The sequence below is a fragment of the Salinicola lusitanus genome (assembly GCF_038648475.1).
Lineage (GTDB): Bacteria > Pseudomonadota > Gammaproteobacteria > Pseudomonadales > Halomonadaceae > Salinicola > Salinicola lusitanus.
In genome coordinates, this window is sequence record NZ_CP151919.1 from 955,729 (window position 1) to 981,987 (window position 26,259).

Annotated in this window: 24 protein-coding genes; 15 read left to right on the forward strand and 9 right to left on the reverse strand. The window is 65.3% G+C overall.

Annotated elements, in window-relative coordinates:
- Positions 1-77 precede the first annotated feature (77 nt).
- Positions 78-1,193, forward strand: coding sequence for an anhydro-N-acetylmuramic acid kinase (locus AAGT95_RS04495; protein WP_342595665.1), 1,116 nt, complete (start codon positions 78-80; stop codon positions 1,191-1,193).
- A gap of 16 nt (positions 1,194-1,209) precedes the next feature.
- On the opposite strand, the gene AAGT95_RS04500 is transcribed toward AAGT95_RS04495, so the two are convergent.
- Together AAGT95_RS04500 and AAGT95_RS04505 are read right to left on the reverse strand one after the other, a co-directional pair.
- Complete coding sequence (locus tag AAGT95_RS04500) at positions 1,210-2,343, reverse strand: PilT/PilU family type 4a pilus ATPase (RefSeq protein ID WP_342595666.1); 1,134 nt, start codon at positions 2,341-2,343, stop codon at positions 1,210-1,212.
- A gap of 34 nt (positions 2,344-2,377) precedes the next feature.
- A complete protein-coding gene (locus tag AAGT95_RS04505; RefSeq protein WP_110601309.1) occupies positions 2,378-3,412 on the reverse strand; it encodes a type IV pilus twitching motility protein PilT in 1,035 nt (344 codons plus the stop codon).
- Between the two features lie 39 nt (positions 3,413-3,451).
- Here AAGT95_RS04505 and AAGT95_RS04510 point away from each other — a divergent pair, with 39 nt between their 5' ends.
- The 5 genes from AAGT95_RS04510 (at position 3,452) to metW (ending at position 7,570) form a co-directional block, all read left to right on the forward strand.
- On the forward strand, positions 3,452-4,162 hold the full coding sequence (locus tag AAGT95_RS04510) for a YggS family pyridoxal phosphate-dependent enzyme (RefSeq protein ID WP_110601310.1): 711 nt from the start codon (positions 3,452-3,454) through the stop codon (positions 4,160-4,162).
- Positions 4,163-4,201: 39 nt separating this feature from the next.
- The gene (gene proC, locus AAGT95_RS04515; RefSeq protein WP_342595667.1) at positions 4,202-5,041 is read left to right on the forward strand and encodes a pyrroline-5-carboxylate reductase; all 840 of its coding nucleotides are present in this window, start codon (positions 4,202-4,204) and stop codon (positions 5,039-5,041) included.
- 33 nt (positions 5,042-5,074) lie between these two features.
- On the forward strand, positions 5,075-5,665 hold the full coding sequence (locus AAGT95_RS04520; protein WP_110601313.1) for a YggT family protein: 591 nt from the start codon (positions 5,075-5,077) through the stop codon (positions 5,663-5,665).
- A 151-nt stretch (positions 5,666-5,816) separates the two neighbouring features.
- Positions 5,817-6,974 carry a homoserine O-succinyltransferase MetX gene (gene metX / locus AAGT95_RS04525; protein ID WP_110601315.1) on the forward strand — a complete coding sequence of 386 codons (1,158 nt, stop codon included), beginning with the start codon at positions 5,817-5,819 and terminating at the stop codon, positions 6,972-6,974.
- Entirely contained in the window at positions 6,974-7,570 is a 597-nt protein-coding gene (gene metW / locus AAGT95_RS04530; protein ID WP_157958431.1) for a methionine biosynthesis protein MetW, read from the forward strand. Before metX ends, metW begins: the two co-directional genes overlap by 1 nt.
- Here the strand turns inward: metW and sfsA are convergent.
- Positions 7,567-8,322 carry a DNA/RNA nuclease SfsA gene (sfsA, locus tag AAGT95_RS04535; protein ID WP_342595668.1) on the reverse strand — a complete coding sequence of 252 codons (756 nt, stop codon included), beginning with the start codon at positions 8,320-8,322 and terminating at the stop codon, positions 7,567-7,569. The two genes, metW and sfsA, sit on opposite strands and share 4 nt — an antisense overlap.
- A gap of 263 nt (positions 8,323-8,585) precedes the next feature.
- On the opposite strand from sfsA, the gene dksA reads away from it, so the two are divergent.
- The 9 genes from dksA (at position 8,586) to AAGT95_RS04580 (ending at position 17,478) form a co-directional block, all read left to right on the forward strand.
- The gene (gene dksA, locus AAGT95_RS04540) at positions 8,586-9,023 is read left to right on the forward strand and encodes an RNA polymerase-binding protein DksA (RefSeq protein WP_110601320.1); all 438 of its coding nucleotides are present in this window, start codon (positions 8,586-8,588) and stop codon (positions 9,021-9,023) included.
- A gap of 113 nt (positions 9,024-9,136) precedes the next feature.
- Positions 9,137-10,039 carry a tRNA glutamyl-Q(34) synthetase GluQRS gene (gene gluQRS, locus AAGT95_RS04545; RefSeq protein ID WP_342595669.1) on the forward strand — a complete coding sequence of 301 codons (903 nt, stop codon included), beginning with the start codon at positions 9,137-9,139 and terminating at the stop codon, positions 10,037-10,039.
- A gap of 998 nt (positions 10,040-11,037) precedes the next feature.
- Positions 11,038-12,468, forward strand: a complete 1,431-nt coding sequence (gene pcnB, locus AAGT95_RS04550) for a polynucleotide adenylyltransferase PcnB (protein ID WP_110601324.1) — start codon at positions 11,038-11,040, stop codon at positions 12,466-12,468.
- On the forward strand, positions 12,461-12,958 hold the full coding sequence (gene folK, locus AAGT95_RS04555) for a 2-amino-4-hydroxy-6-hydroxymethyldihydropteridine diphosphokinase (RefSeq protein ID WP_342595670.1): 498 nt from the start codon (positions 12,461-12,463) through the stop codon (positions 12,956-12,958). The genes pcnB and folK overlap by 8 nt, the downstream gene beginning before the upstream one ends.
- A gap of 174 nt (positions 12,959-13,132) precedes the next feature.
- Positions 13,133-13,924 (forward strand): 3-methyl-2-oxobutanoate hydroxymethyltransferase, encoded by a 792-nt coding sequence (gene panB, locus AAGT95_RS04560; protein WP_342595671.1) that lies wholly within the window; start codon positions 13,133-13,135, stop codon positions 13,922-13,924.
- Positions 13,924-14,802, forward strand: coding sequence for a pantoate--beta-alanine ligase (gene panC, locus AAGT95_RS04565; RefSeq protein ID WP_342595672.1), 879 nt, complete (start codon positions 13,924-13,926; stop codon positions 14,800-14,802). Before panB ends, panC begins: the two co-directional genes overlap by 1 nt.
- Positions 14,795-15,283, forward strand: a complete 489-nt coding sequence (locus AAGT95_RS04570; protein ID WP_342595673.1) for a GNAT family N-acetyltransferase — start codon at positions 14,795-14,797, stop codon at positions 15,281-15,283. Before panC ends, AAGT95_RS04570 begins: the two co-directional genes overlap by 8 nt.
- 49 nt (positions 15,284-15,332) lie before the next feature.
- The gene (coaA, locus tag AAGT95_RS04575) at positions 15,333-16,289 is read left to right on the forward strand and encodes a type I pantothenate kinase (protein ID WP_162302627.1); all 957 of its coding nucleotides are present in this window, start codon (positions 15,333-15,335) and stop codon (positions 16,287-16,289) included.
- 163 nt (positions 16,290-16,452) lie between these two features.
- Positions 16,453-17,478, forward strand: coding sequence for an acyltransferase (locus AAGT95_RS04580; RefSeq protein ID WP_342595674.1), 1,026 nt, complete (start codon positions 16,453-16,455; stop codon positions 17,476-17,478).
- 65 nt (positions 17,479-17,543) lie between these two features.
- Here the strand turns inward: AAGT95_RS04580 and pnp are convergent, their stop codons facing one another.
- The 6 genes from pnp to AAGT95_RS04610 form a co-directional block, all read right to left on the reverse strand.
- The gene (pnp, locus tag AAGT95_RS04585; protein WP_157958152.1) at positions 17,544-19,673 is read right to left on the reverse strand and encodes a polyribonucleotide nucleotidyltransferase; all 2,130 of its coding nucleotides are present in this window, start codon (positions 19,671-19,673) and stop codon (positions 17,544-17,546) included.
- Positions 19,674-19,891: 218 nt separating this feature from the next.
- Complete coding sequence (locus AAGT95_RS04590) at positions 19,892-21,469, reverse strand: aldehyde dehydrogenase (NADP(+)) (protein WP_342595675.1); 1,578 nt, start codon at positions 21,467-21,469, stop codon at positions 19,892-19,894.
- Positions 21,470-21,624: 155 nt separating this feature from the next.
- Complete coding sequence (locus AAGT95_RS04595) at positions 21,625-23,133, reverse strand: tripartite tricarboxylate transporter permease (protein ID WP_110601339.1); 1,509 nt, start codon at positions 23,131-23,133, stop codon at positions 21,625-21,627.
- 34 nt (positions 23,134-23,167) lie between these two features.
- The gene (locus AAGT95_RS04600; protein ID WP_342595676.1) at positions 23,168-23,668 is read right to left on the reverse strand and encodes a tripartite tricarboxylate transporter TctB family protein; all 501 of its coding nucleotides are present in this window, start codon (positions 23,666-23,668) and stop codon (positions 23,168-23,170) included.
- A gap of 109 nt (positions 23,669-23,777) precedes the next feature.
- On the reverse strand, positions 23,778-24,722 hold the full coding sequence (locus tag AAGT95_RS04605) for a Bug family tripartite tricarboxylate transporter substrate binding protein (RefSeq protein WP_157958151.1): 945 nt from the start codon (positions 24,720-24,722) through the stop codon (positions 23,778-23,780).
- A gap of 79 nt (positions 24,723-24,801) precedes the next feature.
- Positions 24,802-26,157, reverse strand: a complete 1,356-nt coding sequence (locus AAGT95_RS04610; RefSeq protein WP_342595677.1) for an enolase C-terminal domain-like protein — start codon at positions 26,155-26,157, stop codon at positions 24,802-24,804.
- Positions 26,158-26,259 lie beyond the last annotated feature (102 nt).

Genomic DNA, 26,259 nt, shown 5'->3' on the forward strand with positions numbered 1-26,259 from the left:
CTATCGAGCTTGAAAGGCGGCAATCTTAGCACGACTCTTTTGAACCCGTTGAACCGCTCCGCGACAGGAGAAAGTAGATGACGCTATTCGTGGGCCTGATGTCCGGCACCAGCCTGGATGGGATCGACGCCGCACTCGTCGAGATCGTCGATGACGTCACTCGGCGCCCGCGTCTGATCGACGCGCTGTGCTTACCCATGAGTGCCGAGCTGAAAGCGGCGCTGCTCGAGTTGACCCAGGCGTCCCAGGTCTCTTTCGCCATGCTGGGCGCCACCGAAAGCGCCTTCTGCGACCACCAGGCCGAAGCCGTGCGCCAGTTGCTGCAGCGCCACGACCTCGAGCCCTCGGCGATTACCGCCATCGGCAGCCACGGCCAGACCATCGAGCACGCCCCCTACGCCGAAACGCCCTTCACTTACCAGCTCGACAATCCCAGCCGGCTGGCCGAGCTGACCGGTTGCCAGGTAGTTGCCGACTTCCGCCGCCGGGACATGGCGGCCGGCGGGCAGGCCGCGCCGTTGGCGCCGATATTTCATCAGGCCCTGTTTTCCGATCCTGTCCGTACTCGACTGATTCTCAACCTGGGCGGTATCGCCAACCTGACACGGCTCCCTCCCGAGACGTCATTGCTGCCGGTCATCGGCTTCGACACCGGCCCGGCAAATTTGCTGCTCGACGCCTGGCACGCCCGGCACCGGCATGGGCCGATCGACGAAGCGGGAAGCTGGGCGGCCAGTGGAAGCATCGATCAGTCGTTGCTGGCCCGTCTGTTCGAGGAGCCGTACTTCGCCGCCCCGCCACCCAAGAGCACGGGACGCGAGCAATTTCACCTGGCCTGGCTGGAAGCACGACTGTGCGGCAACGAAGCGGCTGCCGACGTCCAGGCGACACTGGCGGAGCTGACCGCGGCCAGCGTCGCAAGGGCCGCGCGCGACTTCATCGTTGCCGACAACACGGATCTGATCGTCTGCGGCGGCGGTGCCCGCAACCGTCACTTGATGGAACGTCTGGCGACACATCTACCGGCGGTCTCGATCACCCGCTGCGATGCATTCGGCTGGTCGGCCGACTGGCTGGAAGCCGGCGCCTTCGCCTGGCTGGCATGGCGCCGGATTCACCGGCTGACCGGCAACCTGCCGGAGGTGACCGGCGCCAGCGGCCCTCGCGTCCTTGGCGGCATCTACGCACCTTGAACCAGGGGGCACCCCCTCACTCATCGTCGATCAGCGAGAACTTCGCGCCATCATCGCTGCTGTCACCGGCGTCCCGACGCTCGCCATACTTGAGCAGCATGCGCAGGTCATTGGCCGAATCGGCATGCGCCAGCGCCAGACTCTCGCTGATGTCCCCTCGCCGGAACAGCTCGTAGAGCGCCTGGTCGAAGGTCTGCATGCCCTGCTCCCGGGAGCGGCGCATCAGATCCTTCAGCTCGGCGACCTCGCCACGACGGATCAGTTCGCTGATCAGGGGAGACTTGAGCAGCACCTCGGTCGCCACACAGCGACCGGCGCCATCCTGACGCGGCAACAGTCGCTGAGCGACCACGGCACGCAGATTGAGCGACAGATCCATCCCTATCTGCTCCTGGCGTGACGGCGGAAACAGACTGAGAATCCGCTCGATCGCCTGATCGGCGCTGTTGGCGTGCAGCGTGGCCAGGCAGAGATGGCCGGTTTCGGCAAAGCTGAGCGCCAGTTCCATGGTATCCCGGCTGCGTATCTCGCCGATCATGATGACATCCGGCGCCTGGCGCAGGGCATTCTTCAGCGCTACCTCGTAGGATTCGGTGTCGATCCCCACTTCACGCTGGTTGATGATGCCGCGCTGGTGCGGATGCATGTATTCGATCGGGTCTTCGATACAGATGATATGACCGCCAACCGTGCGATTGCGGTGCTGGATCATCGAGGCCAGCGTGGTGGACTTGCCGCTGCCGGTCCCACCCACCACCAGCACCAGTCCACGCCGAATGGAGGCCAATGTCGCCGTCACTTCCGGCAAGCCAAGCGATTCGAGATCGGGAATGTCGAACGCGATCCGGCGAACGACCATCGCCGGTTGGCTGCGCTGGTAGAAGGCGCTGACACGGAAACGCCCCTTGCCGCTGAGGCTGAGGGCGAAATTGGCCTCGTGATCCACCTCGAAAGCCTCTTGCCGCCCCCGGGGCAAAGCGATGGCCACCAGCTCGCGCACCTGGTCCGGCTGCAGGGGGACATCGCCCAGGGCCACCAGTTTTCCATCCAGCTTCAGGCAGGGCGGCGCCCCGGTAGAGATCAGCAGATCCGAAGCCTGCTTGGCCAGCATGATATCGAGAAGCTGCTCAAACCATTGAGAGGGGGTCATTTCAGGTCCTGGTTTCGGAATCCGAAGTGCGAGCTCATTGGTCGAGTCCGGCGCGCGATTTGGCATGAGCTTCCTGGCGGGTCACCACGCCGTCGGCCACCAACTGGGAAAGCGCCGCGTCCAGCGTCTGCATCCCCAGGCTACCGCCGGTCTGAATCGCCGAGTACATCTGGGCCACTTTGCCTTCCCGTATCAGATTGCGAATCGCCGATGTCGCCACCAGAATCTCATGAGCCGCCACACGCCCACCGGCCTCGCGCTTGAGCAGCGTCTGTGAGATCACCGCCTGCAGCGATTCGGACAGCATCGAGCGCACCATGCCCTTCTCGTCACCGGGAAAGACATCGATGATGCGGTCGATGGTCTTGGCCGCCGACGTGGTGTGCAGGGTGCCGAATACCAGATGGCCGGTCTCCGCAGCCGTCAAGGCGAGCCGAATGGTCTCCAGGTCCCTGAGCTCGCCGACCAGGATGACATCGGGATCTTCGCGCAGGGCCGAGCGCAGGGCTGGGGCGAAGCCCTTGGTGTCGCGATGCACTTCACGCTGATTGATCAGGCAACGCTTGCTTTCGTGCACGAATTCGATCGGATCCTCGATGGTCAGGATGTGTTCCTGACGGTTGCTGTTGATGTAGTCGATCATCGCCGCCAGCGTCGTCGACTTGCCACTGCCGGTCGGCCCCGTGACCAGCACCAGGCCTCGCGGCAACATCGACAGACGCCGGAAGACGTCGCCCAACCCGAGGTCGTCGAGCGTCAGCACATTGCTGGGAATGGTACGAAAGACCGCGCCGGCACCGCGTCCCTGCGTGAAAGCATTGACACGGAAGCGAGACACGCCGGTAACTTCGAACGAGAAGTCGGTCTCGAGCGTAGCTTCGAAATCCCGACGCTGACGGTCGTTCATCACATCATAGATCAGTCGGCGCACCTGGCTGTCGTCGAGCGCGGGCACATTGAGGCGACGCATATCCCCATCGACCCGTATCATGGGCGGCAGCCCCGCCGACAGGTGCAGGTCCGAAGCGTCGTGCTTTGCCGAGAACGCCAGCAGTTCGGTAATATCCATGTTTTTTATTCGATCCCCTGCGTAAGGTCGCCATCCAGTATGCCAGAAGCGTCGGTGTCCGAGTCCCTATCCAGCGCCCGCGAACGTCTCGAGGCGGCGCTCTCCGCAGCCGGCCGGCCGCTAGACAGCGCACACCTGCTTGCCGTCAGCAAAACCAAGCCAGCAAATATGCTGCGCCAGGCCTATGCCGCCGGTCAACGCGCCTTCGGCGAGAACTACCTGCAGGAAGCCCTGGAAAAGCAGCAGGCGCTGGCCGACCTCGACGACATCGAGTGGCATTTCATCGGCGCACTGCAGTCGAACAAGACCCGCGACGTCGCCGAGCATTTCAACTGGGTACATGGCGTCGACCGCGAGAAGATCGCTCGCCGGCTCTCCGAGCAGCGCCCGCCGGCGCTGGGCCCTATCGATATCTGTCTGCAGCTCAACGTCAGCGGCGAAGCCAGCAAGGCGGGGGTCGACATCGACGACCTGCCGGTGCTCGCCGAGTCGCTGCTGACGCTTCCCAATCTCCGCCTGCGGGGCCTGATGGCGCTACCGGCGCCCAGCGACGACCGAGACCGACAGCGTCACGCATTCCGCCAGGTCGCCACCGCGCTGGCCGAGCTGCAGCGCCGCTTTCCCGAAGCCCCCCTGGATACCCTGTCGATGGGCATGAGCGGCGACCTGGAGGCCGCCGTCCTGGAGGGCGCCACCATCGTTCGCCTGGGCACCGCCATCTTCGGCAGCCGCCCGCCACTCGGAAGCTGACCCTATCGCTCCTTCTCTGACCGACCCAAGGACCCAGTCATGACCGACTCGCCCACCGCCAGCCGCATCGTCTTCATCGGCGCCGGCAACATGGCCAGCGCCATCTTCGGCGGGATGCTCGAAGGCGGCTATCCCGCCGATGCCATCGTCGCCACGTCACGCAGCCAGGCAACGTGCGATACCATCGGTCAGCGCTATGGCATTCGCACGATGCAGGATAATCTGGCCGCGGTCGGGGAAGCGGACGTCATCGTCCTCGCCGTCAAACCGCAAATGATGCGCGACCTCTGCCTGTCGCTGCGGGATAGCGTCCAGTCCCGGCGGCCTCTGATCATTTCGGTGGCGGCCGGACTCGACGCCGCGACGCTGGACACCTGGCTGGGGGGCGGTCTCGCCGTGATCCGCTGCATGCCCAACACGCCCTCGCTGGTCGGCGAGGGCGCCAGCGGGCTTTACGCCAACGACCGCGTCAGCGATGCCGAACGCCAGCTCGCGACCGACCTGCTGGAATCGGTGGGCCTGGTCGAGTGGGTGGAGGAGGAAGCCCAGATCGAGGCCGTGACGGCTATCTCCGGCAGCGGCCCGGCCTACTTCTTCCTGTTCATGGAGTCGCTGGAGGCAGCCGGTACCGCGCTGGGACTCTCCCCCGAGAGTGCGCGCCGACTGGCATTGCAGACCGCCTTCGGCGCCGCCAAGATGGCGCGGGAGAGCGAATTCGACCCCGCCGAGCTGCGTCGGCGGGTCACCTCCCCCAACGGCACCACCGAGCGCGCGATCCACACGTTCGAGGAGGCGGGCCTGGCCGAGATCGTGAGCCGCGCGACCCACGCCTGCGCGGAGCGCGCCCGCGAGTTGTCGAGCGAGCTGGGTCGGAACTGAACAAGCAGGAACGGAATCCATTAGGAGAAAATAATGGGCAGTAATCTTGGAAGCGCCGGCCTGATGCTGGTCAACACGCTGGTCAACATCTATCTGTTTGTGCTGATGCTGCGCTTTTTGCTGCAATTCTCGCAGGCGGACTACTACAACCCGATGAGCCAGGGGATCGTCAAGGCGACCCAGCCGGTGGTCGCGCCGGTCCAGAAGATCCTGCGGCCCGTGGGGCGCATCGACATCGCCACGCTGTTCGTGGGCTTTCTGCTCAAGGTGATCGTGATCACCGCCATCTTCCAGATTGCCGGTTTCGGCATGCCGCCGCTGCAGGGCCTGCTGCTGGCGGGCATCGCGGGCGTACTCAATGCGATTCTCAAGATCTACTTCTTCGCCCTGATCATCATGATCATCCTGAGCTGGGTAGCGCCTCGTGCCAGTCATCCGGGAGCGCTGCTGGTGATGCAGATCGTCGAGCCGATCATGGCCCCGGTACGCCGCGTGATACCCCCGCTGGGCATGATCGACCTCTCGCCGATCGTGGTCTTCATCGCCATCAATCTGCTCGATAGCGTCGTCGTCGGGTCGCTGGCCCGTGCCGCCGGCCTGCCGGGCGCCCTGGTCGGCTTCTGAGCCACGCCGACCGCCTCCGCCGCCGGCCTGAAGACGGTCCACGCCAGCAACAGGTCGTGGACCGCTGACGAACCGCGGCGGGCGGCGCCCGGGCACTCACCGATGTGAATCGGCCAACTGCCCTCGCTGAACCTGGAGACTATCCCGTTTCATGTCCGCTTCCTTTCCGTCCGACTCCGTCGGGCTGGTCACACCGCAGACCGCCACATTCGAGTCTCCGCTGGCTCTGGCCTGCGGCAAGACCCTCGAAAGCTTCGAGCTGGTCTACGAGACCTACGGCACGCTCAACGCCGAGCGCAGCAATGCGGTTCTGATCTGTCACGCCCTGTCCGGTCATCACCATGCGGCGGGCTTCCACGCCGCCGACGAGCTCAAGCCCGGCTGGTGGGACGCCTACATCGGCCCAGGCAAGGTGATCGATACCGACCGGTTCTTTGTCGTCTCGCTCAACAACCTCGGCGGTTGCCACGGCAGCACCGGCCCCGGCAGCGTCGACCCACAGACCGGCCGTCAGTGGGGCCCGACATTTCCGGTCATGACGGTGGCGGACTGGGTTCACAGCCAGGCGCGCCTGGCCGATCGGCTCGGCATCGAGCGTTTCGCCGCAGTGGTGGGCGGCAGTCTCGGCGGCATGCAGGCGATGCAGTGGACGATCGCCTATCCGGAACGCGTCGCCAACGTGGCGGTGATTGCCGCGACCCCGCGCCTGTCGGCGCAGAACATCGCCTTCAACGAAGTCGCTCGCCAGGCGATCCGCTCGGACCCCGATTTCCACGACGGCTGGTACGCCGACCACGGCGCGATTCCCAAGCTGGGCCTGAAACTGGCCCGGATGATCGGTCACATCACCTACCTGTCCGAGCACTCGATGGGCTCGCGCTTCGGGCGCGACCTGCGCAGCGACCAGTTGAATTTCGGCTACGACGTCGAGTTCCAGGTGGAGTCCTACCTGCGCCACCAGGGTGATACCTTCTCGACCCGCTTCGATGCCAACACCTATCTACTGATGACCAAGGCGCTGGACTATTTCGACCCCGCCGGACAGCACGACGGCGACCTGGCCGCCGCGCTGGCACCGGCCGACTGTCCGTTTCTGGTCATCAGCTTCACCACCGACTGGCGCTTCGCCCCGGCCCGCTCGCAGGAACTGGTCAACGCCCTGCTGCGAGCCGGCAAGGCGGTCAGCTACGTCAACGTCGACTCCCCGCACGGGCACGACGCCTTCCTGCTGCCCAACGACCAGTACGAATCGGTCTTCGGCAGCTTCATGCGGCGCATCGATGCGCAACTCAACGGAGGGGCGAGCTGATGCGCGCGGATCTCGAACTGATCTACGGCTGGGTGCCCAATGACGCCCGCATCCTCGACCTGGGCTGCGGCGACGGTACGCTACTGGCAGCGCTGGCACGCCACAAGAACGTCACCGGCTACGGCCTCGAGATCGACCCGGAAGGCATCTCGGCGTGCCTGACCAAGGGCGTCAATGTGCTCGAGCAGAACCTGGACGACGGCCTGGGCAATTTCGTGGACGATGCCTGCGACCTGGTCATCATGACCCAGGCACTACAGGTCCTGCGCCGCCCGGACGCCATGCTGGACGAAATGCTGCGAGTGGCCCCGGAGTGCATCATCGCCTTCCCCAACTTCGCCTACTGGAAGCACCGGCTGCATCTGACGTTCCGTGGTCGCATGCCGGTTTCGCGCTCCCTGCCCCACGCCTGGTACGACACCCCCAACATCCACCTGTCGACGTTCCGGGACTTCGCCAGCCTGTGCCGCGACAAGGGCGTCACCATCGTCGACGAGGCCGTCGGCAGCGCCGAACACGAGGGACACTGGACATCGAGGCTGTGGCCCAACCTGTTCGGCGAGACGGCGATCTTCCGGGTCCGGCGCGGGCGCTAACGCGACTCGGCGGCTTGCCAGCGCCGTTCGAGATTCAGCTCCAGGCGGCGATCCAGCATCACCGCCTCGGGTCGTCCCTGCGCCCACGTCACCCGGCAACCGTAAGCCAGCACTTCCACGCCACGCTCGACGACCGCCTGGAGCGTGCGTGCGTAGGCGGGGTCGAGATGCGCTGCGGGCGCCACGTCGTCGATACCGGTGTGCGCCGCGCAGAACAGCAGCACCCCGCGGTGGCCACGTGCGACCAGCTCGGCCAGCACCTCGAGATGACGGCGTCCACGCTCGCTGACCGAATCGGGAAAATAGCCGTGACCGTCGTCCTCCTTGAGCGTCACCTGCTTGACCTCGACGAAGGTGTCGCGCCCCTGCGCCGCTCTCAAGCGGAAATCGAGCCGGGCTCCCTCGACGCTCGCCTCCCGCTTGAGCTCGGCGAAGCCGGCGAGTTCGGGGACGAGAGCGTCGCGCAGCGCCTCCTCGACCAGCGCGTTGGCACGCCCGGTGTGCACCGACACCAGATCGACGCCTCCCTTGCCGTCGGGCAGTTCGATCAGCTCCCAGGTCCATGACAGCTTGCGGGCGGGATTGGTGCTCGGCGACACCCAGACCCGGCAACCGGGAACGTTGACGGCGCGCATCGAGCCGGTGTTCGGGCAGTGCGCCACGACCTCGCGGCCATCCTCGAGTTCGATGTCGGCCAGGAAGCGCTTGTAGCGTCTCAACAGCGTGCCAGGAATAAGAACGGGATAATGCATGAGGTACTGATATCCACAAAGACGAGTGCCTGGAGAGACTCGGTCCGGCAACACGATAGTCGTGGCATCGCCAACCCGGCGGATGCCAGCCCGATTCCCCGGCGTTCACGAACCGGGGATGAGAAAAATAAAGCGCCCATTCGGTTGCAAAGCGGCAACTTTTTCGCTAAATAAGCATGGCTTCGGGCAGTGGCAGACGCTGCCCCGGCCGATACTCGGCCAGATCACACGCGTCACGACACTTGCGTAACGAGGCCGCCCCCATGCCAGTAGCGGAAAAGAAAACGGAAGCGCCCAGTCAATTCACCCCGTACCAGCCGGCGCCGGGTGAAGAGTATATGAATGACAAACAACTTGCGCATTTCCGTGAGATCCTTCTGGGCTGGAAACAGGATCTGATGGAAGAGGTCGACCGCACGGTCCGCCACTTGCAGGAAGAGGCCAACAACTTCGCGGACCCCGCGGATCGCGCCACGCAGGAAGAGGGGTTCAGCCTGGAACTGCGCACCCGCGATCGCGAGCGCAAGCTGCTCAAGAAGATCAACGAAACGATCGAGAAGATCGACGAGGACGACTACGGTTTCTGCGAGGCCTGTGGCGTCGAGATCGGCATTCGCCGCCTCGAGGCCCGCCCCACGGCAACGCTCTGTGTCGACTGCAAGACGCTGGCCGAACTCAAGGAAAAGCAGCTCGGCGGCTGAATGACCTCGGTCACCTGGGAACCGCGACGGGCACCTTCATCGGTGCCCGTCTTGCGTTCCGCGCTATCCTGGCGTCACCCGGCGCCGCCATCTTCCACCTCACGAGTCGTCTGATGACCACCGCCCCGCTACCTGCCTCGGGCTATGTCGGGCGCTTCGCGCCCACGCCCTCCGGACCGCTCCACCTGGGCTCCCTGGTGGCGGCCCTGGGCAGCTGGCTGGATGCCAGAGCAGCCGGCGGCCGCTGGCTGCTGCGCATCGAGGATATCGACCCGCCACGCTGCCCTCCCGGTGCCGTCGACCAGATTTACCGCCAGTTGGAAGCGTTCGGGCTGGAATGGGATGGGGAGATCCGCCACCAGAGCACCCGGGGGGCCACCTATCAGGCCGCACTGGACCGTCTGGTCGCCGACCGGATGGCCTACCCCTGCGGCTGTTCGCGACGCGAATGGCAGCAGCATGGCCACTACCCGGGATGGTGCCGCCATGGCTCGCGCCATCCCGAACGCGCCCAGGCATGGCGGCTGCGAACCGACAAGGGCATCCAGCCGGTGTGCTGGCAGGACCGCCTGTTCGGGAGCCAATGCCTGGACCCGACTGTCCAGGGCGACGTGATACTCAAGCGCAAGGATGGCCTCTGGGCCTATCAGCTCGCGGTGGTGGTCGACGACGCGGAGCAGGGCATAACCGATGTCGTTCGCGGCTTCGACCTGCTCGACAATACGCCGTGGCAGCGCCAGCTGCAGGCCGCCCTGAACTATCCTGAACCGCGCTATCTGCATCTGCCGCTGGTCCTCGGCGAGGATGGCCAGAAACTCTCCAAACAGAATCTCGCGACCGCCATCCCCCACGATGGCACTGCGGCTCGCCCCGTGCTCCATCGGGCACTGCAGCTGCTGGGTCAGGCTCCCCAGGCCGCGCTACGCCAGGCGGAGGTGAGCACTCAACTGGCTCACGCGCTCGCGCGCTGGTCCCCCGAAGCGATAGTTGCCACCCCGGGCCGAAAGCCAGGCTGACGCCCCCGTCGGCAAGGTCTCCCGGCGCCCCCCGCCTGACATGGAGCCTGCCTTTCGCTGACGCCGGAGCCGTCCCTCCCTTCGATTGAAGACTATTGTCTAAGCGAAACTCGCGCCGTTTTGCGCCACCCTGTCGCCATTGCGGAGAGGGGCGCACCACAATCACGCACGATGCGCTGCCGATGCCCCCTTATGAATCATCCGGCTCCCACCACGCCGGCAGCCATAGGGCGACTGGCACGAAGAAAAAACAGCAAGAAATTGATTTTGTTAAAAAAAACAAGGAGTGGCACAGCAAGTGCAATAACTAAGACAAGAAAAACAACAGCGGGTACCGATCCAACCCAACAACAATAGAGATCGGAATGGCCCCCACTGCCGATAACAACAACAACACGGCACTCAAACTAGGAAGGCAGATCGCCACCGGCCCCATAACAACAACACAGGCCCAGAGCGAACGAGGACACGAACAACAACAATCGTCCTCGAGCCGACGCAAAATCAGGACGCGACGCTCTTCATCAACGAGGCAACAACAACAAGCTTCCTCGTGATCTGGAGACTTCCCGGAACAACGACAACAACCGGGAAAGGGCATTGCCTGTCGTGGTTGGATTATTGTTTTGAATACGAGGTGGTCGCTACACACAGCATGGCTGATAACGACAAGCCAGTGACTGCAAGCTCGCTCAGCGACTGTGGTGCGTATTCAAGGCGATGCGCCATCACGAACAAGAAGAAGCGGCATGGACGTTGCGAAGCATTCTTGCAAGGGGAGGCCCACCGGGTCTCCCCTTTTACTATTCCCACCTCAAGGTTCCCATCGACCTCGTTCGTTCGACCGAGAGCTGAGCTGGCGGCGAATATCATCCCCCTACGGCCACAACTCGATCCGTGCGTTGTCTTCTGCGCCCCCTCATCCCGCCATTGCCTTTGCAAGCCCCCTGGCCTCCGCTACACTGGAGTTTTGCTACCTCGCGAGTCGATTTCGCCGCATGTTCAAAGGATTTTCCCGTTTTCTCCAACGTCCCGGTGAACGTTTGAAGACCTTCTTCGGCCCGGAATCCGCTCAGGCGGCCGAAGACGCCACGCCCACCCCGCAAGTCCTTCCCCGCGACGAACACAACGTCTCGCGCCAGAACCTTAGCGAGAGCGCTCTCAAGGTGTTGTATCGACTCAATGGCGCGGGTTATGACGCTTATCTGGTCGGAGGCTGCATCCGGGACTCCCTGCTCGGGAACCGGCCCAAGGACTTCGATGTCGCCACCAATGCGACGCCGGACGAGGTGCGTCAGCTGTTTCGTAATTCCCGGATCATCGGCCGACGCTTCCGGATCGTCCACGTCCGCTTCGGGCGCGAAGTGATCGAGGTGACGACGTTCCGCGGACGGCATGGCGAGGAACACACCGGCAATCACAGCCAGCAGTCGGACGAGGGCCTGCTGCTGCGGGACAACGTCTGGGGGAGCGTCGAGGAGGACGCGATCCGGCGCGACTTCACCGTCAATGCGCTCTACTACAGCGTGACCGACTTCGCCATTCATGACTGGACCGGCGGCCTCAAGGACCTGGAAGACCGCGTGCTTCGACTGATCGGCGATCCGGAGACCCGCTATCGCGAGGATCCGGTACGCATGCTGCGCGCCGCACGCTTCGCCGCCAAGCTCGACTTCCGGATTGCCGAAGGTACCGAGGCACCGATTCGCGAGCTGGCCCCACTGCTGCTCCAGATCCCGCCGGCGAGGCTGTTCGAGGAGGTGCTCAAGCTGTTTCTCTCCGGCCACGCGCTGCAGAGCTTCCGAGTGCTGCGCGATCACGGCCTGTTCGCGATGCTGTTCCCCGAGAGCGATGAAGTCCTCGACGAGCAGCCCTGGGCCGTCAAGCTGGTCGAGCAGGCGCTGATCAATACCGACGCGCGGATCGCCCAGGATCGGCCGGTCACGCCTGCCTTCCTGTTTGGCGCCCTGCTGTGGCCCTGCGTTCAGCAACGCACTCCCCGCATCGCCCACGAACAGGACCTGCCGGAAGTCCCGGCTCAGCAGGCCGCGGCGCAGCAGGTCATCAGTCGACAGTTGCAACATACATCGATCCCCAAGCGGTTCAGCATCCCGATGCGCGAGATCTGGGACCTTCAGCAGCAACTCCCGCGCCGCCGCGGCCGTCGGGTCTTCCAGACACTGGAACATCCGCGTTTCCGCGCCGCCTACGACTTCCTGCTGCTGCGCGAGGAAGCCGGCGAGCTGACCCCGGGCCTGGGTAGCTGGTGGACCGAGTTTCAGCAGGCGGATGAGGAGGGGCAGCGTCAGCTACTCGCCAACGATGCCGGCGCCAATCCGGCGGGGACCAGCCCCAAGCCGCGCCGTCGCCGTCCACGCAAGCGTCGGCGACCGACCAACAAGCCGACACCGCCGACGCTGGATGACTGACCATCGACACTTCGCCCTGGCCTATATCGGTCTGGGCAGTAACCTGGCATCGCCGCGTGACCAACTGGCGCGGGCAATGGCGGCGCTGGCAGCGCTACCGGTGAGCGAGTGCGTTGCCGTCTCCTCGCTCTATGCCAGCGCGCCGGTCGGCCCCCAGGACCAACCCGACTTCGTCAACGCCGTCGTCGCCGTTCGTACGCGACTCTCGCCGCTGGCACTGCTCGACCAGCTCCAAGCGATCGAGCAACGCCATCGTCGTGTGCGGCATCGCCACTGGGGACCACGCACGCTGGATCTGGACCTCCTGTGGTACGCGGGCCTCAATTGCCGCTCCCCTCGTCTCACTCTGCCCCACCCGGAGATGACTCACCGCCGCTTCGTGCTCGAACCCCTGGCGGAAATCGCACCAACGCTCTCCCTCGACGGCGAACTACCAGGGTGTCTGGCAAACCGGCTGGAGGATCAGACGCTGCAGCGCCTGTCAGCGTGAACCATCGGCATGCCGCCAACGTCTTGTTGCGTCTGGTGGGCAACTCACTACACTCTGCTCCGCATCGCCCTGTCGGGCATGATGAAATGGGCTCGCGCCCTGGTCGCAAGCCGCAGGACGGAGCCTTCGTCAACGCCGGCGCGAGCAGGGCCCGGCGCGATTGGGAGAGAGAGCATGAGGCGCGTTACCCTGGACACGCTGCGCGACGGCAAGGCCCGCGGCGAGGCGTTCAGCTGTCTGACCGCATATGATGCCACGCTGGCGCGCTGCGCCGATGCCGCCGGTATCGATGTGCTGCTGGTCGGCGATTCGCTGGGCATGGTACTGCAGGGACACACCAGCACCCTGCCGGTCACCCTGGAAGATATCCGCTATCACACCACCTGCGTGGCGCGGGGCAAGCAGCGAAGCCTGCTGATGGTCGACCTCCCGTTCATGAGCAACGCCGATATCGGTCAACTGCTGCGCGATGCGGGTGAGCTGATGCGCGCCGGCGCCGAACTGATCAAGATCGAAGGCGAAGCCTGGATGGCCGACGGCATCCGCGAACTCACCCGCCGTGGCGTTCCGGTCTGCGCCCATCTCGGGTTGACTCCGCAGAGCGTCCACCAGCTCGGCGGCTTCAAGGTCCAAGGCAAGGCCGCCGATGCGGCCCAGCGCATCGTCGACGATGCCCAGCGACTGGTCGAGGCCGGCGCCGCCGTCATCCTGCTCGAGTGCGTGCCCAGGGCCGTGGGCAAGGCGGTCCGGGACGCCGTCTCCGCCCCCGTCATCGGCATCGGTGCCGGTCCGGACGTGGATGGGCAGATCCTGGTCATGCACGACACGCTGGGGCTCAACAGTGGCTATGTGCCACGTTTCGTGAAGAATTTCCTATCCGGCCAGGAGAGTATCGAGGCGGCGTTCCGCGCTTATGACGAAGCGGTCAAGTCCCGCCGCTTCCCGGCCGAGGAGCACTGTTTCTGATGCGGACACTGCACGATATCGCGCCGCTGCGTGAGGCCCTGCTGGCACACCGAATGGCCGGGCGGCGCATCGCCCTGGTGCCGACCATGGGCAATCTCCACGCCGGCCACCTGGCCCTGGTCGATCGGGCCCGGGAGCTCGCCGACGTGGTCGTTGCCACGCTGTTCGTCAACCCGCTGCAGTTCGGCGCCGGCGAGGACTTCGGCCAGTATCCGCGCACCCTCGACAGCGACCGTGACGAGCTGACCGCGCATGGCTGCGATCTCCTCTTCGCTCCCGGCGTCGAGACGCTCTATCCCGGCGGACTCGAGACGCAGACCCAGGTCCACGTGCCGGACGTTTCCGAAGGGCTCTGCGGCGGCACCCGCATCGGCCATTTCGACGGTGTCGCCACGGTGGTCTCGCTGCTGTTTCACCTGGTGCAGCCGGACATCGCCTGCTTCGGCGAGAAGGATTTCCAGCAGCTGGCGGTCATCCGCAAGCTGGTAGCCGACCTGCATTTCCCGATCGAGATCGTCGGCGTGCCCACCGTTCGCGCCGAGGACGGTCTCGCGCTGTCGTCGCGCAATGGCTATCTCGGCGCCGAGGACCGGGCACTGGCGCCCACCTTCCATCGGGAGCTGTCGCGCTGCCGCGAGGCGCTGGCCGGTGGCCAGTCACCCGACGACGCGCTGGCTCAGGCCAGGCAGGCGCTGCAGGCGTCCGGCTTTCGGCTCGACTATCTCGAGATCCGCGGGCCCGCGCTGGCCCCGTTCGATGCCTCTCGGCATACCGAAGGCCGCCTGCTGGGGGCGGTCTATCTCGGCTCGACGCGACTGATCGACAACCTGGCCGTCTCCTTGCCGCGACCATCCGGAACCGGCGATCGCCATGGCTGATGCCCGCTGGCGCCCGGCGCTACCGACGGACCTCGCCCGCATCGCCGAATGGATCGGGTCGGCGCAGGCGCTGGAGCACTGGGCCGGCCCCGGGCTGTCGTGGCCGACGGATGGCCCCAGGCTGTGGCGGGAGATCGACGGCGGCGGCCTGCTCTCGTTCTGCCTCGTCTCCGGCAGCGAGCCGCTCGCCTTCGGCCAGCTCGTCGTCAAGGGCGAGCGCCACTATCACCTGGCCCGCATCATCGTGTCGCCAACGCACAGACGCCAGGGGCTTGGCGAAGCGCTGTGTCGTCGCCTGCTGGACGAAGCCCGGCGGCGTCGCGCCGAGCGCGTCACGCTCAATGTCTTCACCGACAACGGGGCGGCGATCGATCTCTACCGGCGACTGGGCTTCACCGAATGCGGCGGCGCCGATTCGCGTGGCATTCGCCCCATGCAACTGAGACAATTTGCCGCCAATGTCGACAATGACCTCTCCTAGCCCCTGCAGCGTACCGATCACGCGGCGGTTCGACAGTGAAAGAGATACGATGAATCAATTGAGACCGGACCCCTTCTCCCCGTATCAGTTCTACACGGCCGAGCAGTGGGCCGAATTTCGAGCCGATACGCCGCAGACCCTGTCGGCGGAAGAGTTGCAGCGACTGCGCTCGCTCAACGACCCGATCGACCTGGGCGAGGTGCGCCGGATCTACCTGTCACTGTCTCGCCTGCTCTCCTCCTACGTCGAAGCCAGCCAGCGGCTTTACGCCCAGCGCAAACGTTTCCTGGACATCGACGATACCCAGAAGACCCCGTTCATCATCGGCATCGCGGGCTCTGTCGCGGTGGGCAAATCGACCACCTCGCGCATCCTCAAGGAGCTGCTGGCGCGCTGGCCGTCGAGCCCCAAGGTCGACCTGGTCACCACCGACGGCTTCCTCTATCCCAACGCCACGCTGCGCGACAAGGCGCTGATGGCCCGCAAGGGCTTCCCGGAGAGTTACGATATCGGCGCCCTGCTGCGCTTTTTGTCATGGATCAAGGCCGGCGCGCGCAATGTCCAGGCCCCGCTCTACTCGCACCTGACCTACGACGTACGCGACAGCGAATACCAGATCGTCGACCGTCCCGACATCCTGATCGTCGAGGGCATCAACGTGCTGCAGGTCCGTGACCTGCCGGAAGACGGCAAGATGGTGCCGTTCGTGTCCGACTTCTTCGACTTCTCGATCTATATCGATGCCGAGGAGGCTCACATCCACGACTGGTATCTGGAACGCTTCAAGCTGCTGCGGCAGACCGCCTTCCAGAACGCCGATTCGTTCTTCCACCGCTATGCTCAGATCGACGAGGCGGCGGCGCTCGAGATCGCCGAAGGGCTGTGGCGTGACATCAATCGCCGCAACCTGCGCGAGAACATACTGCCCACGCGCCCCCGCGCCGACCTCATCCTGCGCAAGGGCCGCGATCACCTGGTGGAGCAGGTGGCACTGCGGAAGCTGTGAATCATGACCGCATCGTGTGGCCCGGCGATGACGCACTACTACACCCGGGCGACGCACTGCAAATAAGAACAGCGTTTTGTAATATTGGGTAATAGCATCGAACTTTTCCGGCATCCACCCTTCTCAAGAGGCGTCTTGGACTTACGGGCAAGGACTCCTAGGGATGCTCATTTCTGTACAGGCGTTACGCGCCCTGGCGGCATGGATCGTCGTCTTCCACCACTTCATGCAGGTCTTCTTCAGCTTCGAGGCGGATAACTGGGTCGAGTATCTTTTCTCCACCCGCGGCCAGGTGGGTGTGGATATCTTCTTCGTCATCAGTGGCTTCATCATCTACGTCTCCAGCCGCGGCAAGCGGCTGACGATGCCGCAATTCCTGCTCCACCGGTTGGTCCGGATCGTCCCCGCCTACTGGCTCTACACGCTGATCACCGCCGCGATCATCTACTTCACCAGCAACGTCATGCCGGAGTACGGCCTGAGTCTCAAGGGCCTGGTCATGTCGCTGTTTTTCCTGCCCACGGAGAACCCCGCCGGCTACGGCTACTATCCGATCCTGCCGGTGGGCTGGACGCTGAACTTCGAGATGCTGTTCTACGTGGTCTTCGCCGCCTCGCTGATGCTCAAGCGCGAATGGCGGCTGTGGAGCGTGGTGCTGGCGATCGTGGTGATCAACACGCTGTTCGCCCATCAGCCATTCATCAGCAACTTCTACACCGACCCGATCATCTTCGAATTCCTGCTGGGCATGGGGATCGGCGCCCTCTACAGACGCTACGGCATGCCCCAGGGACGCTGGTGGCCGATCGCGCTGGCGCTGGCCAGCAGCGCCACGATTCTCCATTTCAACGATCCGTCCGGGGCGCTGCGGTTCCTCGCCTGGGGACTACCGAGCGCGCTGCTGGTGGTCGCCTTCATCGGGATGGAAGCCCGTATCGGCAACAACCGCGTATTCAAGGCGATGGGCGACTGGTCCTACTCCACCTACCTGTTGCATGTGATCGTGCTGTGGTCGGGCAACTACGTGCTGACCGAGCAGTTCGGCCTGCCTCCCTACCTGGCGCTGGCGATCTGCCTGCCCGTCATCGCGCTCTGCTCCTGGCTCAGCTACGAGTTCGTGGAGAAGAAACTCTCCCGCCAGCTCAAGCGCCTCCTGCCAGCGCCGCGCCCCCTGGCCGCCGCGGCATGAGCCGCCCATGAAAAACGCCCGGCCTGCATGACGCAGACCGGGCGTTGGCGGTTACCGCCGACGAATCACTCTTCGGTGACGAGAGATGCCTCGAAGGCAGCCTTCTCTTCCGGGGTGATCTCCTTGATCGACAACTTCACGCGATTGCGGTTGTCGATGTCGAGCACCTTGACCGTCACTTCCTGGCCTTCGCTCAGGTACTCCTTCACGTCGTTGACGCGCTCCGGCACGATCTGGGAGATGTGCACCAGGCCGTCGGTACCCGGCATGAAGTTGACGAAGGCCCCGAAGTCGGCCAGACGCACCACCTTGCCGCGATAGAGCTTGCCGATCTCGGCTTCGGCGGTGATGCCGAGCACGGTGTCGATGGCACGCTTGGCCGCGGCACGATCCTCGGCGTAGATGCGAACGGTGCCGTCATCGTCGATGTCGATCGACGCGCCGGTCTCCTCGCAGATGCCGCGAATCGTCGCGCCGCCCTTGCCGATGACGTCACGGATCTTGTCCGGGGAGATCTTGATCGTCTGCATCGCCGGGGCGTGGTCGGAGACCTCGTTGCGGCTCTCGGCGATCACGGCGTTCATCTTGTCGAGGATCTCGATACGAGCCTGGTGCGCCTGCTGCAGCGCCGTCTCCATGATCTCCTCGTTGATGCCCTCGATCTTGATGTCCATCTGCAGTGCGGTCACGCCATTGGCGGAACCGGCCACCTTGAAGTCCATGTCGCCGAGGTGATCCTCGTCGCCCAGGATATCGGTCAGCACGGCAAAGCCGTCATCGTCCTTGACCAGGCCCATGGCGATACCGGCCACCGGCGCCTTGATCGGCACGCCGGCATCCATCAGCGCCAGCGAGGAGCCACAGACGGACGCCATCGAACTGGAACCGTTGGACTCGGTGATCTCGGACACCACGCGGATGGTGTAGGGAAAGTCGTCTTCGCTGGGCAGCATCGCCTGGATACCGCGTCGCGCCAGGCGGCCATGACCGATCTCGCGACGCTTGGGGCCGCCCATGAAACCGGCCTCGCCGACGCTGTACGGCGGGAAGTTGTAGTGCAGCAGGAAGCGGTCCTTGCGCTCGCCTTCCAGCGATTCGATCAACTGGGCGTCGCGCAGCGTGCCCAGGGTGGCGATGACCACGGCCTGGGTTTCGCCACGGGTGAACAGCGCCGAACCGTGGGTACGCGGCAGCACGCCGACCTTGATGTCCAGCGGGCGCACGGTCTTGTGATCGCGGCCATCGATACGCGGCTCGCCGGCGATGACACGACGCCGCACGGTGTGCTTCTCGAGGCTGGCCAGGGCGCCGCCGACTTCATCGGCGCTGAACTGCGGCGCGTCGCCGCCGGCCAGTTGCTCGATCGCCTTGGCGCGAATCTCGGCCAGGGCATCCTGGCGCGCCATCTTGTCGGTGATGCGATAGGCTTCACCCACGGCGGACTCGAAACTGCCGGCGACGGCTTCCTTGAGCGCCACGTTGGCGGCGGCCGGCTGCCAATCCCACTTCGGCTTGCCCGCTTCGCCGACCAGCGACTTGATCGCGTCGATGGCGACCTGCATCTCCTGGTGGGCGTAGAGCACGCCGCCCAGCATCTCGTCCTCGGTCAGCTCCTGGGCCTCGGACTCGACCATCAGCACGGCCTTGTCGGTACCCGCCACCACCATGTTGAGCTCGGAGGTGGCCAGCTCTTCCACCGTGGGGTTGAGGAAGTAGCCGCGCGACTCGGTGAAGCCGACACGCGCCGCCCCGATGGGACCGCTGAACGGCAGGCCGGAGATCGCCAGCGCGGCGGAAGTGCCGATCATCGCGGCGATATCGGGATCCTGGTTGCGGTCGGCGGAGAGCACGGTGCAGATGACCTGCACTTCGTTCATGAAACCTTTCGGAAACAGCGGACGGATCGGACGATCGATCAGACGCGACGTCAGCGTCTCCTTCTCGGTCGGACGGCCCTCGCGCTTGAAGAAGCCACCCGGGATCTTGCCCACGGAGTAGGTCTTCTCCTGGTAGTGCACGGAGAGCGGGAAGAAGTCCTGGCCGGGCTTGAGATCCTTGCGCCCGACCACGGTGCACAGCACCACGGTGTCGTCCATGGTAACCAGCACAGCGCCGGTGGCTTGGCGCGCAACGCGCCCGGTTTCTAGGGTGACGGTACTCGAACCGTACTGGAACGTGGTCTGAACCGGATTCACGGGCTTTCCTTTACTTGTCGAATTCATTGGGGTCGTTTGACTCGGCGCTCATTCTAGGCTTTCGAGCGGGATAGAGCTACCGGTGGGCGACCTTGGTCCCATCCCCGTCGGCACGAGGAGAGGCCGGCCGAAACGCCAGGACCCCCACTCGGAAGCGGGGGTCCTGGGATTGGTACTGCCGAGTCACCGAGCGGTGACCCGGCCACGGCGATGGCGGCTTACGCTTCGCGCTTGCCGTCGACCAGGCGTCGCAGCTTCAGCGGATTGGCCTGCTTGACCGCTGCCGGCAGCAGCGCATCCGGCAGATCCTGGTAGCAGACCGGACGCAGGAAGCGGAAGATCGCCGCGGTGCCCACGGAGGTGGTGCGCGAGTCCGACGTCGCCGGGAACGGCCCGCCGTGGACCATGGCATCGCACACTTCCACCCCGGTCGGCCAGCCGTTGACCATCACCCGGCCCGCCTTGCGCTCGAGGATCGGCAGCAGTGCGCGGGCGGCCTCCAGGTCGGCGTCGTCCATCTGCAGCGTCGCCGTCAGTTGGCCTTCCAGATGCTCGGCGACCCGCTCGAGCTCGGCGGCATCGGCGCACTCGACCACCAGCGACGTCGAGCCGAACACCTCCTGCTGCAGCGCATCGCTGTCCAGGAAGTCCTGCGCCGAGGCCACGAACAGCCCGGTCTGGCACTGGTTGGGGCCTTCACCCTTCTGACCGCGCGCCACTTCCTTCGCCTTGCCACTCCCCGCCAGGGTGCTGACGCCATTCTCGTAGGCCTCGAAGATGCCCGGCGTGAGCATGGTCTGGGCGGCGCTGCCCCGGACCGCTTCGCTGGCCGCCTCGACGAAGGCGTCCAGCTCCGGCCCCTTGAGCGCGATCACCAGCCCGGGATTGGTGCAGAACTGGCCGGCGCCCATGTTGAGCGAGCCGACGAACGCCTTGCCCATCTCCTCGCCCCGCGCCTTCAGCGCCGCCGGCAGCGGGAACACCGGGTTGATCGAGCTCATCTCGGCGTAGAACGGGATCGGCTCGGGACGCGACTGGGCCGCCTTCCAGAGCGCCAGGCCGCCGCTGCGCGAACCGGTGAAGCCCGCCGCCTTGACGCGCGGGTCGGTGACCAGCGCGGTACCCACTTCACGGCCGGAGCCGTACATCAGCGAGAAGACACCTTCCGGCAGGCCGCACTTCTTGACCGCGGCCTGGATCGCACGCCCCACCAGTTCGCTGGTGCCGGGGTGGGCACCATGGGCCTTGACGATGACCGGGCAGCCGGCGGCCAGGGCGGAAGCGGTATCGCCGCCGGCCACGGAGAACGCCAGCGGGAAGTTGCTGGCACCGAAGACGACCACCGGGCCCAGCGCGATGTGACGCTGGCGCAGGTCGACCCGCGGCAGCGGCTGGCGATCCGGCAGCGCCGGATCGACACGCACGTCGAGCCACTCGCCGGCCCGCACGGTCTTGGCGAACAGACGGAGCTGGCCGCAGGTACGGCCGCGCTCGCCCTGAATGCGTGCCTGGGGCAGGCCGGACTCGGCCACGGCGCGCTCGATCAGATCGTCGCCGATCGCTTCGATCTCGTCGGCGATCGTCTCCAGAAACTTGGCGCGATCCTCGAGCGAGGTTTCGCGGTAGCTGTCGAAGGCGCTCCAGGCCAGCTCGCAGGCACGGTCGACCTCGGTCTGAGTACCACCGGGGTAGCTCGGCTCGAGGCGCTCGTTGGTGGCCGGATTGATCGCCTGGATCGGATCACGGCTGCCCTTGACGGCCTGCTGGCCGATCAGCATTTCACCTGTCAGTTTCATGTTGCCTCCTGCAGTGAGGGTGGATACTCATTCATCTTCCGGCCGGAGCCGGATTCAACCTGCCTTGGTCGCCGCGGCGCACCGCTCGGCAAGCCCGGGGCTGGTGCCGGGGTTACCGGCGCGCACCGCCGCCATGCACATCGGGTGGACGGCCGTCACGAGGATGCGTTCGATTCGCTCCGACGGTTGCCACGATAGTTCTGCCAGAGCGTCAGTGCCAGCAGCCCCACCGCGATCACCAGAAACGTCAGACTGATCGGCCGGGTGAAGAACGGCGTCCAGTCGCCCTGGAAGGCCTGCAGCCCGCGGCGCAGGTTGGCCTCCGCGATCGGCCCGAGAATCAGCCCCAGGATGACCGGCGCCGTGCCGAAGTCATAGCGATTGAGGAAATAGCCCAGCACCCCGAAGCCCAGCATCAGATAGAGGTTGAACACATCGCCATCGACGCCGTAGACACCGATGAAGCAGAACACCAGGATCGCCGCCAGCAACTGCTTGCGCGGCACCATCAGCACCCGGATGAACAGCTTGATGCCCAGGCACATGATCAGCAGCATGAAGACGTTGGCGGCCAGATAGGCCAGGAAGATGCCGTAGACCGTGCCGCTCTGGTCATCGAACAGCAGCGGGCCGGGGGTGATGCCCTGGATCATCAGACCGCCCAGCAGCACGGCCGTTGCCGCCTCGCCGGGAATCCCCAGCGCCAGCGTCGGTATCAGTGCGCCACCCAGCAGCGCATTGTTGGCACTCTCCACCGACACGATCCCCGGCGCGTGGCCGGTACCGAACTTCTCGGGAGATTTCGAAAAGCGCCTCGTCTGGTCGTAGGCGACCAGCGAAGCGATGCTGCCACCGGCGCCGGGAATGGGCCCGACGATGGAGCCGGACAGGATGCCGGCCACGACCGCCTTCCAGTGGCGCAGCGTTTCCAGAAAACGGGGCCGCGCGATATCGATACGGTGGGTGCTCTCCTCGAGGCGCTGGCGCGGATCGTACTCGAAGGCGTCCTTGAGCACCTGGGAGACGGCAAACAGCCCGATCAGCGCCGGCAGCAGGTTGATCCCGGTCAGCAGCGAGAGCTGGTCGAAGGTGAAGCGACCCACCCCGGTGATGGGGTCGGTGCCGATGGTCGAGGCGAAAAAGCCGATCAGCCCGGCGATCAGCCCCTTCAACAGCGACTTGCCGGCAACCGAGGCGATGATCACCAGCCCGAAGATGCTCAGCGAAAAATACTCCGCCGCGCCGAAGCGCAGCGCAAACTCCGCGATCGGCGGAGCCAGCAGGCTGAGGATCACCATGCTGGCGACACCGCCGAAGAACGAGGCAACGATCGCCAGCCCCAACGCGCGGCCGGCCTCGCCCTTCTGGGCCATCGGAAAACCGTCGAACGTGGTCGCCACCGACGAGGGCGTGCCGGGGATGTTGAGAAGGATGGCCGGGATCGACCCGCTGGCACCGGCCCCGCACAGCGCACCCAGCAGCATGCCGATGCCCATGACCGGCGGCATGCCGAAGGTCACCGGCAGCAGCAGCGCGATCGCCATCGCCGAGGTCAGCCCCGGCAGCGCGCCCATGATGATGCCGAGCAGGGTGCCGCCGGCGATGGCCAGCAGCGTGCCGACCTGCAGCACCATGCCCAGCCCCTCGAGATATCCGGAAATCATGTCTTGCTCCTAAATCGGCTGCCGACGCTGCCATTCAGTCCGGCAGCGGAATCTCGAAGAGATCGGTGAAGACGTAGTAGATCGCCACCGCGAGCACGATCGCGAAGATCGCCGCACCGCCGAGCGATTTCACTCGCTGCGAGGCACTCAGCTCGCCCCAGACACCGCTGGCGATCAGCAAGCCGACGACGCAACAGAAGGCGAACACCGCCGTGCTGGGTATGTAGCCCAGAGGCTCGAACAGCAGGATGTAGACGACGGTGAGGCCCACGATCCACAACCACTGCATGACCCCGCGTCGGTTGGCGGGCCGAGACCCACCCGCGGGCGCGGCGGCTCGCCACTCGCGCACATCCTTGACGAGACAGGGGATGGCGAACAGAAAGATCATTGCCGAGATCAGTTTGGGGAAGAACGCCGGCGAGAGATCGCCGACGATCTCGATGTCCGGCAGCGCCATCGCAGCGGCAAAAGCCGCTGCCGATGCGATCAACAGCAGAAGATCGAAAATCGGCTTACCGATATCACGTTCCATGGATTCAGACTCCAGCGCCTCGACCAGAAAAAGAGGGACGGTCGTCGGGCGACCCTGTCGGCAGGCCGGGCAGCGCGCGCCAGTGCGCCACGCTGCCCGGCCCGGCGTGCTACTTCGCCAGATCGCCGGCCGCTTCGCGCATCACCTCTGCGGACTGGTCGATGAACGCGTCGAGCTCATCGCCGTAGAGCGGAGAGACCTGCGTCCCGAGATTCTCGGCGGTCTGCTCATAGGAGCCGTCGGCGACGATCTGCTTGATCGCATCGACCCAGCGCTTCTCGACATCGGCAGGCAGCCCCTTGGGCGCCGCGATACCGCGCCATACCGTCAGCGTCAGGTCGTAGCCCTGTTCCTGGAAGGTGGGCACGTCGGGCAGCGAATCGCTGCGTTCGGCGTAGCTCATCGCCAGCGCCTTCAAGCGGCCGGACTGCAGCGCCGAGCGCAGCTCTGCGCCGCCCAGCACGACGGCATCGACATGGCCGCCCATGGCGGCGGAGATCGCCTCGGAACCGCCGGGATAGGGAATGATGTTGAACTCGGCACCGGTCCGGTTGGCCATGGCCACGGCGGCGATGTGCGCGGAGGAACCGACCCCGGAAACCCCTACCTTGATGGTGGTGCCGGAAGTGGCCGCGTTCACCAGATCCTCGAGATTGGCGTACTGGCTGTCACCGCCGACCGCGATCACGTAGGGCTCCTCGATCACCTTGGCGATGAAATCGAAGTCGTTGTGCGTGAACGGAACGTTGCCCATCGCCTCCAGCGTCAACATGGCGTTGCTGGCGGCCAGCAGGGTGTAGCCGTCGGGCTTCGAGGCGACCGCGCGGGACATCCCCACGGCACCGCCGCCGCCGGGAATGTTGCGGATGACCAGATCCTCGCCGAGCTGCTTCTCCAGCAGCGGCTGCAAGGCGCGCACGAAGGTATCGTTACCGCCACCCGCGGAAAACGGCACGATCATGTCGATGCTCTTGGTGGGATAGTCATCCGCGAGCGCCGGCCCGCCAACCACCATCGCGGCGGCCAACGTCAGCGTACTGAGTAGCTTTTTCACTATCGGCTCCTTCGGTTCTTTTCTGGATGTCTTGTCTTTCGCGCTTTCGAGCATGCAAGAGGGGCCCAGCCCGGTCGCGTCAGCGAACCAGCGCCGGCCGCTTGGGATCGAACTGCCACCCCTCGATCAGGTACTGCATCGCCATGGCATCGTTGCGGCCACCGGCCGGCAGGCTGCGGTAGAGCGCATTGGCCTGCTCGACCTGGCCCATGTCGATCTCGATACCCAGGCCGGGCGCATCGGTCACCGCGACCTTGCCATCGACGATCCGGGGCGGATTGCGGGTCAGCCGGGCGTCGCCCTCCTGCCAGATCCAGTGCGTGTCCAGCGCCGTGGTGCGGCCGACGGCCGCCGCCCCGACCTGGGCGAACATCGCCAGCGAGATATCGAAGTGATTGTTGGAGTGCGAGCCCCAGGTCATGCCGTGGTCCTGGCACAGCTGGGAGACGCGTACCGCGCCAGATAGCGTCCAGAAGTGCGGATCGGCCAGCGGGATATCCACCGAACGCAACATCAGCGCGTGGGCCATCTCGCGCCAGTTGGTGGCCACCATGTTGGTCGCCACCGGCAACCCGGTGGCATGGCGGAATTCGGCCAGGATCTCGCGCCCCGAGAAGCCCTGCTCCGCGCCACAGGGATCCTCGGCATAGGCGATGACCCCATGCAGGTCCTTGCACAGCCGGATAGCCTCGTCGAGGGACCAGGCGCCGTTGGGATCGATGGTGGTTCGCGCCTCGGGGAAGGCGTCGTGCAAGGCGGTGACGGCCTCGATCTCCTGCTCGCCAGGCAGCGCACCGCCCTTGAGCTTGAAGTCCCGGAAGCCGTAGCGGTCCTGGGCGGCGCGAGCGAGCTCGACGATGCGCGCTGGCGTCATCGATGCCATGTCGCGTTGGCGATACCACTCGTGGCCGAGATCGTTGTTGCCACTGTCCCCGGTGCGCTCGCGATAACCGAGCGGCGTCTTCTGGCCGTCGCCGACGAAGAACAGATAGCCCAGGACCTCGACGCTGTCGCGCTGCCTGCCGTCACCCAGCAGCTCGGCCACCGGTACGTCGAGGAACTTGCCGAACAGGTCGAGCAGTGCCGCCTCCAGCGCCGCCACCGCATTGACGCGCAGTTCGAAGGTCCAGGAGCCCTTACCGAAATCCTCGAAATCGGCACCGCGACCGGCGGTGTGCAGCGATGCCACCATCGATCGCAGCTTGCCGATGGGCTGCCCCACGACCAGCGGTCGCGCCTGCTCCAGGGATTGCTGGATGGTATCGCCGCCAGGCGCCTCGCCGACGCCGACGTGCCCCGCACTGTCCTCGAGGATGACCAGGTTGCGGGTGAACCAGGGCGAGTGGGCGCCACCGATATTGAGCAGCATGCTGTCCCGGCCGGCGACCGGAATCACCTTCATGTTCGTGATGGTTGGCGTGCCGTGGCTCGGCATAGGAAGTCTCCGTCGAGGCGATGAACGCGAAGGGATCGGGCTAGCGACGCCGGGCCGGCCACAGGGCCGCTCCCGGCTTGATGAAGGAGCCGCAGGGGAGTG

What these genes read in the sequence shown, in the direction of transcription:
- AAGT95_RS04495 (WP_342595665.1), top strand. Translation starts at nt 78, where the DNA reads ATGACGCTATTCGTGGGCCTGATGTCCGGCACCAGCCTGGATGGGATC.
- AAGT95_RS04500 (WP_342595666.1), bottom strand. Translation starts at nt 2,343, where the DNA reads ATGACCCCCTCTCAATGGTTTGAGCAGCTTCTCGATATCATGCTGGCC.
- AAGT95_RS04505 (WP_110601309.1), bottom strand. Translation starts at nt 3,412, where the DNA reads ATGGATATTACCGAACTGCTGGCGTTCTCGGCAAAGCACGACGCTTCG.
- AAGT95_RS04510 (WP_110601310.1), top strand. Translation starts at nt 3,452, where the DNA reads ATGCCAGAAGCGTCGGTGTCCGAGTCCCTATCCAGCGCCCGCGAACGT.
- proC (WP_342595667.1), top strand. Translation starts at nt 4,202, where the DNA reads ATGACCGACTCGCCCACCGCCAGCCGCATCGTCTTCATCGGCGCCGGC.
- AAGT95_RS04520 (WP_110601313.1), top strand. Translation starts at nt 5,075, where the DNA reads ATGGGCAGTAATCTTGGAAGCGCCGGCCTGATGCTGGTCAACACGCTG.
- metX (WP_110601315.1), top strand. Translation starts at nt 5,817, where the DNA reads ATGTCCGCTTCCTTTCCGTCCGACTCCGTCGGGCTGGTCACACCGCAG.
- metW (WP_157958431.1), top strand. Translation starts at nt 6,974, where the DNA reads ATGCGCGCGGATCTCGAACTGATCTACGGCTGGGTGCCCAATGACGCC.
- sfsA (WP_342595668.1), bottom strand. Translation starts at nt 8,322, where the DNA reads ATGCATTATCCCGTTCTTATTCCTGGCACGCTGTTGAGACGCTACAAG.
- dksA (WP_110601320.1), top strand. Translation starts at nt 8,586, where the DNA reads ATGCCAGTAGCGGAAAAGAAAACGGAAGCGCCCAGTCAATTCACCCCG.
- gluQRS (WP_342595669.1), top strand. Translation starts at nt 9,137, where the DNA reads ATGACCACCGCCCCGCTACCTGCCTCGGGCTATGTCGGGCGCTTCGCG.
- pcnB (WP_110601324.1), top strand. Translation starts at nt 11,038, where the DNA reads ATGTTCAAAGGATTTTCCCGTTTTCTCCAACGTCCCGGTGAACGTTTG.
- folK (WP_342595670.1), top strand. Translation starts at nt 12,461, where the DNA reads ATGACTGACCATCGACACTTCGCCCTGGCCTATATCGGTCTGGGCAGT.
- panB (WP_342595671.1), top strand. Translation starts at nt 13,133, where the DNA reads ATGAGGCGCGTTACCCTGGACACGCTGCGCGACGGCAAGGCCCGCGGC.
- panC (WP_342595672.1), top strand. Translation starts at nt 13,924, where the DNA reads ATGCGGACACTGCACGATATCGCGCCGCTGCGTGAGGCCCTGCTGGCA.
- AAGT95_RS04570 (WP_342595673.1), top strand. Translation starts at nt 14,795, where the DNA reads ATGGCTGATGCCCGCTGGCGCCCGGCGCTACCGACGGACCTCGCCCGC.
- coaA (WP_162302627.1), top strand. Translation starts at nt 15,333, where the DNA reads ATGAATCAATTGAGACCGGACCCCTTCTCCCCGTATCAGTTCTACACG.
- AAGT95_RS04580 (WP_342595674.1), top strand. Translation starts at nt 16,453, where the DNA reads ATGCTCATTTCTGTACAGGCGTTACGCGCCCTGGCGGCATGGATCGTC.
- AAGT95_RS04590 (WP_342595675.1), bottom strand. Translation starts at nt 21,469, where the DNA reads ATGAAACTGACAGGTGAAATGCTGATCGGCCAGCAGGCCGTCAAGGGC.
- AAGT95_RS04595 (WP_110601339.1), bottom strand. Translation starts at nt 23,133, where the DNA reads ATGATTTCCGGATATCTCGAGGGGCTGGGCATGGTGCTGCAGGTCGGC.
- AAGT95_RS04600 (WP_342595676.1), bottom strand. Translation starts at nt 23,668, where the DNA reads ATGGAACGTGATATCGGTAAGCCGATTTTCGATCTTCTGCTGTTGATC.
- AAGT95_RS04610 (WP_342595677.1), bottom strand. Translation starts at nt 26,157, where the DNA reads ATGCCGAGCCACGGCACGCCAACCATCACGAACATGAAGGTGATTCCG.